The sequence below is a fragment of the Kingella pumchi genome (assembly GCF_022288825.1).
Lineage (GTDB): Bacteria > Pseudomonadota > Gammaproteobacteria > Burkholderiales > Neisseriaceae > Kingella_D > Kingella_D pumchi.
Genome location: NZ_JAKOOW010000024.1, coordinates 134,343 through 146,375, shown reverse-complemented (window position 1 = coordinate 146,375; position 12,033 = coordinate 134,343). Strand labels below are relative to the sequence as shown.

At 56.5% G+C, this 12,033-nt stretch carries 12 protein-coding genes and 1 pseudogene; 5 read left to right on the top strand and 8 right to left on the bottom strand.

The genetic code is table 11. The features are described 5' to 3' along the window. From MB824_RS06770 to MB824_RS06755, 4 genes and pseudogenes are all read right to left on the bottom strand, one after another. Positions 1–386 (bottom strand): annotated as a pseudogene (locus tag MB824_RS06770) (hypothetical protein); the annotation flags it as partial. Between the two features lie 479 nt (positions 387–865). After that, on the bottom strand, positions 866–1,372 hold the full coding sequence (locus MB824_RS06765; RefSeq protein WP_238747443.1) for a GNAT family N-acetyltransferase: 507 nt from the start codon (positions 1,370–1,372) through the stop codon (positions 866–868). Between the two features lie 273 nt (positions 1,373–1,645). Beyond that, positions 1,646–2,299 carry an NAD(P)-dependent oxidoreductase gene (locus tag MB824_RS06760; RefSeq protein WP_238747440.1) on the bottom strand — a complete coding sequence of 218 codons (654 nt, stop codon included), beginning with the start codon at positions 2,297–2,299 and terminating at the stop codon, positions 1,646–1,648. A gap of 254 nt (positions 2,300–2,553) precedes the next feature. Beyond that, positions 2,554–4,182 carry an ABC-F family ATPase gene (locus MB824_RS06755; RefSeq protein ID WP_238747437.1) on the bottom strand — a complete coding sequence of 543 codons (1,629 nt, stop codon included), beginning with the start codon at positions 4,180–4,182 and terminating at the stop codon, positions 2,554–2,556. A 205-nt stretch (positions 4,183–4,387) separates the two neighbouring features. Between MB824_RS06755 and MB824_RS06750 the strand changes: the two genes are divergently transcribed. From MB824_RS06750 to fabB, 5 genes are all read left to right on the top strand, one after another. Then, positions 4,388–4,663 (top strand): ACT domain-containing protein, encoded by a 276-nt coding sequence (locus tag MB824_RS06750; protein WP_238747434.1) that lies wholly within the window; start codon positions 4,388–4,390, stop codon positions 4,661–4,663. Positions 4,664–4,865: 202 nt separating this feature from the next. Then, entirely contained in the window at positions 4,866–6,230 is a 1,365-nt protein-coding gene (locus MB824_RS06745) for a PFL family protein (protein WP_238747431.1), read from the top strand. A gap of 80 nt (positions 6,231–6,310) precedes the next feature. Continuing rightward, positions 6,311–6,997 carry a hypothetical protein gene (locus MB824_RS06740; protein WP_238747429.1) on the top strand — a complete coding sequence of 229 codons (687 nt, stop codon included), beginning with the start codon at positions 6,311–6,313 and terminating at the stop codon, positions 6,995–6,997. 280 nt (positions 6,998–7,277) lie between these two features. After that, positions 7,278–7,802, top strand: coding sequence for a 3-hydroxyacyl-[acyl-carrier-protein] dehydratase FabA (gene fabA, locus MB824_RS06735; protein ID WP_238747427.1), 525 nt, complete (start codon positions 7,278–7,280; stop codon positions 7,800–7,802). 182 nt (positions 7,803–7,984) lie between these two features. Next, a complete protein-coding gene (gene fabB / locus MB824_RS06730; RefSeq protein ID WP_238747424.1) occupies positions 7,985–9,199 on the top strand; it encodes a beta-ketoacyl-ACP synthase I in 1,215 nt (404 codons plus the stop codon). Between the two features lie 203 nt (positions 9,200–9,402). Here the strand turns inward: fabB and MB824_RS06725 are convergent, their stop codons facing one another. The 4 genes from MB824_RS06725 to MB824_RS06710 all read right to left on the bottom strand — a co-directional run. Beyond that, positions 9,403–10,023: a DUF1269 domain-containing protein gene (locus MB824_RS06725; protein WP_003797759.1), complete on the bottom strand. Its 621-nt coding sequence runs from the start codon at positions 10,021–10,023 to the stop codon at positions 9,403–9,405. Between the two features lie 279 nt (positions 10,024–10,302). Next, a complete protein-coding gene (locus MB824_RS06720; RefSeq protein ID WP_238747408.1) occupies positions 10,303–10,722 on the bottom strand; it encodes a S24 family peptidase in 420 nt (139 codons plus the stop codon). Between the two features lie 66 nt (positions 10,723–10,788). After that, the gene (locus tag MB824_RS06715; protein WP_238747398.1) at positions 10,789–11,265 is read right to left on the bottom strand and encodes a type ISP restriction/modification enzyme; all 477 of its coding nucleotides are present in this window, start codon (positions 11,263–11,265) and stop codon (positions 10,789–10,791) included. A gap of 49 nt (positions 11,266–11,314) precedes the next feature. Then, positions 11,315–12,033: restriction endonuclease subunit S (locus MB824_RS06710; protein ID WP_238747396.1), on the bottom strand; the 719-nt coding region annotated here is incomplete at its 5' end.

The following is a 12,033-nucleotide window of genomic DNA, read 5'->3' as shown; positions in this document are numbered from 1 at the left end:
TGATGAAGTCGTGGCATTGTGCGGCACGCGCGGCGGCTTCTACTTCGGCGTCGCTGGCGTCGGGCGTGCAGGAAACCGAGCGAGACTTGCGCGAGGCGTTCGGCAAGCTGGCTACGCAGCAGGGTTTCCAGGCGAAAAGCGGCAAGGTGCGAGACGCGGAAGGCGTAGGCGCGCACGGCAAAGGCGGCAAGGGTGAGAACGAGAAGCAGCGCAGCGAGCCACCAGTCGGCTTGGTCGTTTAGAAGATCTTTGAGAATGCGTGCCATAACGAGCAGCGCAGCGGTGGAAAGAACGGCGGCAGCGGTGGCGATTGCCATCGCGCGGCGGATTTGCGGGCGCACTGGGTTGATGATGCGCCAGGGGGAAGGGGCTTTGGGCTGGGACATGGGCTTCTCTCAATATAATCGGCGGACAAGCGGATGATAGCGGGTTTTATTTGGGAAGCCATGGCGGCAAAGGGAAAGCAGCCTGAAAGTGGGGAGATTAGGCTTTCAGGCTGCTTTGGGGATGTTTGCGGGTGTAGGAAAAGGCAGCCTGAAAACAGGTAAGGGTTTTGGATTCGCAGAAATCCGCTTTGTTTGTTTTCAGGCTGCTTTTGAGTTCGTCTGAAAAAAGCAGCCTGAAAGCTGGGTCCTAGACCCAGCCTACGCTTGCTAGACGAAGCCGAACGTTTCTTCTCGCAACTGCCCGGCGTGGCCGGTGCCAACCGCGACCGGCTCAACTGGCTGCACTGACAGACACTGGGGCGTATTGGATGCCAACACGCCCCAAGGCAGCCTGAAAACGGGATTTGGGTTTTCAGGCTGCTTGTTTACATGATTACATTGAGGCAGCCTGAAAACGAGAAAACGTTTTTTCAGGCTGCCTATTTAGTTTCTATCCAATAGCGTTCCATCTCGTCGCGGATGTCTTCCAGCGTGCCGCCGTTGGCAAGAATGACGCGGCGGCTGGCGGGGTTGCTGCAGCGGCAGGTAACCAGCAGGCGTCCGATGCCGTGGCGGCGGGCTTCGGCGATGGCTTGGCGCAGGGCTTGTTTGGCGTAGCCCTTGCCGCGCTGCGCGGGGTGGACGCAGTAGCCGATATGGCCGCCGATCTCACGCAGAAAGTCGTTTAGTTGCAGGCGCAGGTTTAGAAAGCCGACGGCCTGCCCGCCGCCGTCAAACATCACATATTGGACATACGGCACAAAGCCTTCGGGCAGACCGCGCCCGTGTGCGGCTTCGCGGCAGGCGGCAAGCCAGTCGGCATAAACGAAGGTGTCGGCGCCGTTCCAAAAGCCGTCGGTGTCACTGCCTGCGGCGGTGAGTGCGTTCAGCAGGGCGGTAACGGTGGATGCGTCGTGTTCGGTTGGGGGGCGCAGGGTGATATTCATGGGCTTGCTTTCGTGCGTTGGTTTTTCAGGCTGCCTTTGAGAACGTCTGAAAAGGGTTGTTACACAGGTTGGATGCTTGAATCCGACAAACGGTTGCAATGCCAGATACAAGTACCCAAGCTACGCTTGCTGATATTTGGGTAGGCAGGCGCCCGCCCTGCGTTGGATAAAGGCAGCCTGAAAACGGGATTGGGGTTTCAGGCTGCCTTTGTGTTGTTTGTCTGATAGCTGATTATGTTGGGTCTCTCCCTAAGTTACGCTTGCTGTCTCAACTTAGTTTGCCACGGTGAAACGTTGAAACAGATGCGCTTTTTGCTCCACATCGTCGGCGATGGCCGCCGCCAAGTCGGGCAGCGCGATGTCGGCGGGCGAGCCGTCGGCGTTGAGCAGCACGTCGTCCTGTCCGATGCGGTACGCGCCTGTTTTCTCAAAGCGCACGGGCGCAACGGCAAACATGGCGGCTGGCGACAAAAACGCCCAGTTGATATCGCGGCGAGGGCGCAAATCGTCCAGTAGCACGCGCACGGCATCGGAGGCCGGGTAAGCGCCCGCCGGGAAATCGGGCGTATCCACCAATTGCAAGCCGGGGGCAACATTCAGGCTGCCTGCGCCGCCGATAATCAGGTAATACGGCAGCTGAGCGGCTTTGAATGCGGCAAGCAGGTTGTCGTAGCCCGTTTTTATGTCTTGCACTAGATTGGGACTGTCCCAGCTCACTTTAAACGCGCTGACCACGGCATCAAAGCCTGCGAGCTTGTCAGCAAAATCGGGCGCGTTCACATCGGCGGCAACAGCCTGCACATTGGGATGCTGTGCCACTTTGGCTATGTTGCGCGCAAACGCGGTTACCTGATGGTTTCGCGCAGCGAGTTCCAAAACGACAGCGTTGCCCACCAAACCTGTTGCGCCGATGACTGCGATTTTCATGATTAACTCTCCTTGTTTTTGCTGAAAAAATGGCTTTGGCTTCGCCGAACCTTGTTTCAGGCTGCCTAGGGCGTGTTGACATTCAACTTTTGAAACGGATTTTGCGGCATAAAATGGCAGATGCAAGGCAAAAATGTGAGCCTATGCCGTCCATAGGCGAGCATTTTTAACGCGGCAGATGCCGTTTTAGGACGCAAAAGCCGCCAAAATGTTGATTGTCAACACGCCCTAAGATGTAGTAACCAACCGCGTGTTTACGCCAGCCCTTTCTTCTCCAAATAGCTTTCATAATCCCCCAAATAGTGCTCATACCCGCCCTTGCCGTCGAGCTCAATAATCTGCGTGGCGAGCGAGGAGACGAACTGGCGGTCGTGCGACACGAAAATCAGCGTGCCGTTGTATTTTTCCAGCGTCATGTTGAGCGACTCGATACTTTCCATGTCCATGTGGTTGGTGGGTTCGTCCATCACCAGCACATTGGGTTTCAACAGCAGCAGTTTGCCATAGAGCATGCGGCCTTTTTCGCCGCCGGATAATACTTTCACTTGTTTGACGACATCGTTGCTGCCGAACAATAAGCGACCGAGCGTGCCGCGGATGACTTGCTCGTCGTCGCCTTCCTGACCCCATTGGCGCATCCATTCGGTGAGGTTCATTTCTACGTCGAAGTCGTTTTCGTGGTCTTGCGGGTAGTAGCCGACATGGGCTTTTTCCGCCCATTTGATGCTGCCTGAGTCGGGCGTGAGGCCGTCTGAATACTCGGCGTTGTACGCGCCTGCCAAGAGTTTGAGCAGGGTGGATTTGCCCGCGCCGTTGGGGCCGATGATGGCGAGTCGTTGGCCGGCTTCCAAAATAAATCCCAGTTTTTCAAACAGTTTTTTGTCAAACGATTTGGCCAGGTTTTCCACTTCAACGGCTTGGCGGTGCAGCTTGTTTTTCTCGTCGGTTTCAAAGCGGATATAGGGGTTTTGGCGGGTGGAGGGCTTCACTTCCACCATTTCGGCTTTGATTTTGTCGGCTTGTTTCAGGCGGCTGGTGGCTTGGCGGGCTTTGGATTTGTTGGCGGAGAAACGAGCGACAAACTCTTGCAATTCCTGCAATTTTTCTTTGGCTTTGGCATTGTCTTTCAGGGCGCGTTCGCGCGATTGGGCGGAGGCGAGCATATAGTCGTCGTAGTTGCCGGGGTAAATGGTGATGGTGTTGTAGTCCAAATCCGCCATGTGGGTGCAGACTTCGTTCAGGAAGTGGCGGTCGTGCGAGATGATAATCATGGTGGAGTCGTATTGGTTCAGTACGCCTTCCAGCCAGCGGATGGTGTTGATGTCCAAGTTGTTGGTCGGCTCGTCCAGCAGCAGAACGTCGGGTTTGGAAAACAGGGCTTGGGCGAGCAATACGCGCAGTTTGAAGCCGGGGGCGACTTCGCTCATGGTGGCGTTGTGCAGTTCTTCGGCAATGCCCACGCCGCTCAATAATTCGGCGGCGCGCGCTTCGGCGGTGTAGCCGTCATATTCGGCGAACTTGGCTTCCAGTTCGGCGGCGTGCATATAGTCTTCTTCGGTGGCTTCGGGGTTGGCGTAAATCGCGTCGCGCTCGGTCATTGCCGCCCACATTTCGGTGTGCCCCATCAACACGACATCCAACACGCGCATGTCTTCATAGGCAAACTGGTCTTGGCGCAGCTTGCCCAAGCGCACGCCGTGTTCGATGGCGACTTCGCCTGCGGTCTGCTCCAAATCGCCGCCGAGGATTTTCATAAAAGTGGACTTGCCCGAGCCGTTGGCGCCGATAAGCCCATAGCGGTTGCCTTCGCCGAATTTGACGGATACGTTTTCAAACAGCGGCTTGGCGCCAAACTGCATGGTGATGCCGTTGGTGGAAATCATGTTGGGTACCCCGAGTGTCAGGAAAAGTAAAGAAAGGGTTAAAAAAGGGCGCGATTGTACCACAAGCCAGCAGGCAGCCTGAAACTGCCTCTGCCGCTTTTTCAGGCTGCCTTTTCCTTTATAATCCGACTGCAGCAGGCAGCCTGAAAGCCGCTCGGGCGTTGTTCAGGCTGCCTTTCCCAAAATGCGATTAAAGGAAACCGCCATGTCTAAAAACTCCGTCCTCACCGTTATCGGCAAAGACCGCATCGGCATCGTTTACGACGTTGCCAAACTTCTGGCCGAGCACCAAATCAGCATTCTCAACATCAGCCAGCAGCTGATGGACGACTACTTCACCATGATTATCCTGATGGACACCGAAAAATGCCCGCAAAGCCGCGCCGAAATGCTGGATGTATTCGCCGAAGCGGGCAAACGCCTGTCGCTGGATATTCGGATGCAGAACGAAGAATTGTTTAAGGCCATGCACCGGATTTGACGGGGCGGCCAAAGGCAGCCTGAAAGCCTGTTGTGATGTTTTCAGGCTGCTTTTCCAGCAGCCTGAAAAGCAGTTGCGTAGGTTGGGTTGCAAACCCAACAAACTCCCGAAAATGTTGGGTCTCAACCCAAGCTACCCTTGTTTGAAAGAAGCCTGAAAACTTTTCAGGCTGCCTCCCAACCACCCAACCCGAAAGATTGCCATGACTACCCAACTCCAATCCGCCGAAATCCTCGAAACCGTACGCATGGTTGCCGACCAGAATTTCGACGTGCGCACGCTCACCATCGGCATCGACCTGCACGACTGCATCTCGCCCGATCTCGACACGCTCAACCAAAACATCTACAACAAAATCACCAGCGTGGGCAAAGACTTGGTCTCCACCGCACAATTTTTGTCGGCCAAATACGGCGTGCCGATTGTCAACCAGCGCATTTCGGTTACGCCCATCGCCCAAATCGCCGCAGCCACCGGCGCGGAAAGCTATGTTTCCATCGCCCAAACGCTGGATAAAGCCGCCAAAGCCATCGGCGTATCCTTTATCGGCGGCTTTTCCGCGCTGGTGCAAAAAGGCATGTCGCCTTCGGCGCAAACCCTAATCCGCTCGATACCCGAAGCCATGCGCACCACCGACATCGTGTGCAGCTCGGTGGCCATCGGCAGCACCCGCGCCGGCATCAATATGGACGCGGTGCGGCTGATGGGCGAAACCATCAAGCACACCGCCGAGATTACGCCCGAAGGCTTCGGCTGCGCCAAAATCGTGGTGTTTTGCAACGCGGTGGACGACAACCCTTTTATGGCCGGCGCCTTCCACGGCGCGGGCGAAGGCGATGTGATGCTTAATGTCGGCGTATCCGGCCCGGGCGTGGTTCAGGCTGCGTTGGAAAGCTGCCCGGCCGACGCGGATTTGACCGCCATCGCCGAAACGGTGAAAAAAACCGCCTTTAAAATCACCCGCGTGGGCGAGTTAATCGGCCAAGAAGCGGCCAAGCGGCTGGGCATTCCTTTCGGCATTTTGGACTTGTCGCTCGCGCCCACGCCCGCCGTGGGCGATTCCGTCGCCCGCATTCTCGAAGCGATGGGCTTGTCCGTATGCGGCACGCACGGCACTACCGCTGCGCTCGCGCTGTTAAACGACGCGGTAAAAAAAGGCGGCATGATGGCCAGCAGCGCGGTGGGCGGCCTCTCCGGCGCGTTTATCCCCGTGTCCGAAGACGAAGGCATGATCGCCGCCGCCGAATCGGGCGTGCTCACGCTGGACAAACTCGAAGCCATGACCGCCGTCTGCTCCGTCGGCCTCGACATGGTCGCCGTACCCGGTCACACCAGCGCCGCCGCCATCAGCGGCATCATCGCCGACGAAGCCGCCATCGGCATGATCAACAGCAAAACCACCGCCGTGCGCATCATCCCCGTGCCCGGCAAAGACGTGGGCGAGTCGGTGGAATTCGGCGGCCTGCTCGGCTACGCCCCCATCATGCCGGTAAAAGACGGCTCGTGCGAAGCATTTGTGAAACGCGGCGGCCGCATTCCTGCGCCGGTGCAGAGCTTGAAGAACTAAAACGTCTTTCAGGCTGCTTTTGGGAAGGAACAAAGGCAGCCTGAAAACCGCTTTCAGACTACCTTTATTCAGGAATCAAAATGTCTGCCAAAACCCCCACCCTACTCTGCGCCCTTGCGCTGGCCGCTGCCGGCACGCTTGCTTATTTCGCCGGATACGGCAGGCAGCCTGAACACGCCGCGCCGCCTGCACCAACGGCATCACAGTCGCAAGCGCTCTCCGAAGCGGAACGCCGCGAAGTGTGGAATGTGCTGCTGCGCGAAGTTTCCCAAGAATACTGCGATGCCGAAGCGGGCGGCCCCGTCGGCGGCGATAAGCAAGAAAGTGTGTTTGTCTGGCAATATCAGGGCGAGCGCAATTATCTGGTGTGGTGGCAGGCAGCCGGCAGCTACTACCGTGACGAGCAGGCAGACGGCACGGCAGAAATCCACTGCATCAGCGGCTCGGCCAGCAGCAGCAATTTTCTGGCGCGGCTGGTGCGGCGCAACGGCCGCCTGCAGCTGATCGAGCAGGATATGTTGGCCGTGCAGCTAAAAGACACCGCTGTGGACGATCCCTATGTCGTCCACCCGCGCTTTATCGAAAGCATCCGCCTCAACGATGACAACACGCTAAACATCGTTTCCGCCAAGCACGCCTACGGCAAAGAAGGCGAAATGGAAGGGCCGAATTTTCCGTCCAAGCAATGGCGCTACCGCGTGCGCCTGCCCGATATGCAGGTGCTGGAAGCCTGCTATACAGGCCAAACCGCTTATACGAAAGAATAAGCAAAGGCAGCCTGAAAAGCCGTTTTGGTTTTTCAGGCTGCTTCTTTATGCTCTCCAATCCAAGCAGTCTGAAAATTGCACGGTAAAACCGTTTGTAAAACAAAATGCCATACGCAGTTTTAACCCGGCTTAACCTAATGCCCGGCAGATGCCGGTGCGCGGTTTGCCTTGTATTGGCGAATAGATTAGAATCACTAGTCTAAATTTCCGGCTCGGAAGCTGACGAGCCGTTTGTTTACCGCGTTTCCCGCCGCCAGCCGGCCTTTATTTAAGGAACCCCATGACCACCTTCACCCCCCAATCCAGCTACACCAAAGAAGAACTGCTCGCCTGCGGGCGCGGCGAACTGTTTGGCGCGGGCAACGCCCAGCTGCCGCTGCCCGACATGCTGATGATCGACCGCATCGTCGAAATCAACAACACCGGCGGCAAATACGGCAAAGGCGAAATCATCGCCGAACTCGACATCAACCCCGATTTGTGGTTCTTCGGCTGCCATTTTCAGGGCGACCCCGTGATGCCCGGCTGCCTCGGTTTGGACGCCATGTGGCAGCTGGTCGGCTTCTTTCTCGGCTGGACGGGCGCTCCCGGGCGCGGCCGCGCGCTCGGCTGCGGTGAAGTGAAATTCAGCGGCCAGGTACTGCCCAAACACAAAACCGTGCGCTACCACATCCACATCAAGCGCGTGATGAACAGCAAACTGGTGCTGGGCATCGCCGACGCCGAAATGAGCGTGGACGGCCGTACCATCTACGAAGGCAACGGCCTGCGCGTCGGCCTGTTCACCACCACCGACGATTTCTAAAACACTTTCAGGCTGCTCCCAATCCCCAAAAACAGACAGCCTAAAAACACAAAAACCCGCTTTTCAGACGCCCTTTGCGCCAAACCAACCCAAAGCAGCCTGAAAACCGCCCGCAAGCCGCCCACACCAACCCAGGCCGTCTGAAAACTTTTCAGGCTGCCCCATCCACCGGAGTTTGAACCATGAAACGCGTCGTCGTAACCGGCATCGGCATCGTCTCCAGCCTCGGCAACAACTGCCGCGAAGTCCTCACCGCCCTGCAAAACCTGAAATCCGGCATTTCGTTTGACGAAAGCTACCGCGAAATGGGCATGCGCTCCCACGTGGCCGGCAACATCAAAATCGACCCCAAAGACCACATCGACCGCAAAATCCTGCGCTTTATGGGCAACGCCCCCGCCTATGCCTACATCGCCATGCAGGAAGCCATCGCCAACGCCGGTCTCACCGAAGCGCAGGTTTCCAACATCCGCACCGGCATCGTTGCCGGCAGCGGCGGCGCCTCCTCCGCCAGCCAGGTCGAAGCCGCCGACATCCTGCGCGCAAGCGGCGTCAAACGCGTTGGCCCCTACGGCGTAACCAAAACCATGGCATCCACCGTTGCCGCCTGCCTGGCCACGCCGTTTAAAATCAAAGGCGTAAACTACTCCATCAGCTCCGCCTGCTCCACCTCCGCCCACTGCATCGGCCATGCCGCCGAGCTTATCCAGCTGGGCAAACAAGACATCGTTTTCGCCGGCGGCGGCGAAGAAGTCCATTGGGCGATGAGCAGCCTGTTCGACGCCATGGGCGCGCTCTCCACCAAATACAACGATACCCCCGAGCGCGCCAGCCGCGCCTACGACGCCGCGCGCGACGGCTTCGTGATTTCCGGCGGCGGCAGCATGCTGGTGATGGAAGAATACGAACACGCCAAAGCGCGCGGCGCCAACATCCTGTGCGAACTCACTGGCTACGGCGCCACTTCCGACGGCTGCGACATGGTGCAGCCCTCCGGCGAAGGCGCAGTGCGCTGCATGCAGATGGCGCTGGCGCAACACGGCGGCAGCATCGACTACATCAACGCCCACGGCACCTCCACCCCCGTCGGCGACACCAAAGAACTCGGCGCCATCCGCGAAGCCTTTGCGGGGCAAAACGTGCCGTTAATCAGTTCGACCAAATCCCTCTCCGGCCATGCCCTCGGCGCGGCAGGCTCGAACGAAGCGATTTATTCCATCCTGATGATGCAGAACGACTTTATCTGCGCCAGCGCCAACATCGAAACGCTCGACGAACAGGCCGCCGACCTGCCCATCGTCCGCGAAAACCGCCCCGCCAAACTCAACGCCGTCATGTCCAACAGCTTCGGCTTCGGCGGAACAAATGCCACGCTGGTTTTCAGTAGGGTTGAATAAACCGGTCGCACAAAAAGGCAGCCTGAAAAGCGGATTCGGCTTTTCAGGCTGCTTTTTATGTTTTGGCTGACTGCCTTTCAGACGACCCCGAAGGCAGCCTGAAAACCCATTCGTCCGCCAAGCAACGTTTAGCCTCAAACCGGTTTGGCATGCATCCGAAACGGAAAATTTGAGCGGTTACATACCTTGGGTTGGTGGCAGTGTTATTTCAACTTGGCTGCCAATTTGTCGAATTTTTGTTTGATGTCGGCCTTGAAGGCTTCCACTTTCTCTTTGCGCTCGGCTTTGCGCTGTTTTTTCCACGCTTCGTGTGCCTGACGTGCCACTTCTTCCTGCGCTTCTATTGCTGCCAATACGTCCTGTTGGGCAACGGCTGCATCTTGCCGGAGAATAACGGTTTTGAAACGGTGGAAGAAGGCATCCAATACAGCTTCGTCGGATTCTTGCGCCAAAATAATGATTGCAGTACTGCCGTTATCCAGTTTTTTGGCTGTATTTTCCAGCAACAACCCCTCTCCCAATGTTTGGGCAGTGCCTGCATCACTGCCGATGAGTGCGCCAGTAGCTCCACCCAACAGAACACCGATAGGACCGCCGAGAATGCCGACCAGTGAACCAATGAGGCCGCCCGTCCATGTGCCTTCGACCGTATTGGCGGTAAAGTCGGTGCTTTCTGCTGGGATAATCAGACCATTTTCCTTTTTAATCAAAACGGCTTGTGCCACCAAAGCATCTGTTATCTGCGAGTAAGCTTTCAATTCAGAAAAGGCTTGATAAGCTTCGCTGGAGATGTTGAATAAGACAACGATGATGTTTTGTTTCATAAGTCTACTCCCGTGGGTTGAAAGATTTAAGAACATACAAGTTGTATGCGGTGTCAGTGTAAATTGCAAGGGGGGGGGGAGCAATGCGGCAAACAAAACTTTACCTAATTCCCGCGCAGGCGGAAATCTTGCGTGAGCGGCAGCGTATGGCGGGGAAAGGGGCATTGCCGCAGCTGAAAAAATTCCCGCCTACCCCTCGTCGGCACATAACCACAGGAAGGAATGACTGGATACACAAAGGCAGCCTGAAAAGTTTTCAGGCTGCCTTGTTATATTGGCTTACGCCCGCCGCCCGATATAGCGCACGCGGCCGATGACTTTCAGGCGGTTCAGGTCTTCGCCTTCAATAGTCATGTCTGGGTATTCGGGGTTATCGCAGGCAAGGATGATTTGGCGCAGCAGCAGTTTTACGCGGCGGACAAGGGAGCGGCTGCCGATTTGCAGGGCGTAGATGCCGCCATCGGCAAGTTTGTTATCGGAGAAATCAACCAGCAATTCGCAACGCCCGTCCAGCGTCGGCTTCATGGCTTCGCCGTGCACGCTGAAAATGCCGCAGTGGTTTTTATCAATGCCCAATTCGTCCATCAGCTCGCGGCTGAACAGTAGCGGCGGGGTGGCGGTGCTTTTTTCAGGCTGCAAGGGCTTGCCGGGTGGGGTGTCGGTGAGTAGATGGGCGGGGATGAAATCGGGAGTTTCCATAGGGTTTGGCTTTCGGTGGGAGATGGGGCAGCCTGAAAACTTTTCAGGCTGCCTGAAACTGCTGTTTTACACGGGCTGCGCTGCCTGATCGATTTGCTGCATCAGCCCGGCGGTGCGGGTGAGGGCGAGGATGATTTTTTGGTAGTGTTCGATGTCAGCGGCGGTGAGGGTTTGGCCTTTGCGGTCTTTGAGCCATTTTTGGGCGGGTTGGTAGCCGCCGATATAGAACTGCCATGCGGCGGCGGGAACCTTGCGGATGCAGGTGGTTTTGAGAAATTCGGCGTAGCGGCGGCAGTAGGCGGAGCTGTGCAGTACGGCGTAGATGTAGTCGAGCAGGGTTTTGGAGGTAAAACTGCCGCTTGGTGCCACACTGGAATCTGCGGCACCGGTTTCGGTTTTACCGGTTTTCAAGCTGCTTTGGGGCAGGGTTTGCGCTTCGGTACCGTCATAGGGGAGGTAGGCGAGACCAGTTTGGTTGCAGAAAGTTTGCAGTTGGGTGGAGTCAATATTGGAGCAGCGGCGGAAGCCGTTGTCAAAGTACAAAACCACCACCTGTTCACCGATACAGATCAAAGAGTTGTTGGATCTTAATCTAACCTACGTTTACTGCCATTTCTACCATGCTCTTGGCCTGTTCCAATAATGATTCGCTTTGCTGCTTCATCGCAAAGCTGCGCTGCACAGTATCGGCAATGGCAGCTTGCTCTTCCAAAGACAACAGCGGGATAAGGACGTTTTCGATTTCAGACGGCTTCCAGTGCTGGATAACCGATCCCCCCGCATCCCGTTCGGCTTGCAGGCGGACAATTGGGGAATTAAGCAGCAACGTCAGATAATCGGGCAACACAGTATCGGTTTTGATGTTCAGATGCAGGATAGCACCGGAAGTAACCGCCTGAATGTCCTCTTCTGCCTTGTAAGCAATGCCGACCGTACCGTCTTTCGTGAGCAAAATGGTGTCTTTTTTCGGATGCGGCGCATCGGCGAAAGCATTTTCGTCCAGATATTTGTCAGGTGTTGAAACACCGAATACAGACAAATCGGACACTCGGACAAAAGGCAAGCCTTCGCTGCGGTAGGCTTCCGATCCGGGTTCGACCGATTTGCATATGGATACCAAATTACCCAATTTCTGATGCGGGCGTTTGCGGATTTGCTCAAGCAGACGGTCGTATTTGCTCTGGTAGTATTCGGCATCCAAACGCCCGCTGGATCGAAAAGATTCGCTGAGGTTTTTAACGGCCGTATTCAAATGGGCAAAACGGTTTTCAGGCTGCCTGAACACGCCCAGCCCTTCGAGCAGCACCCATT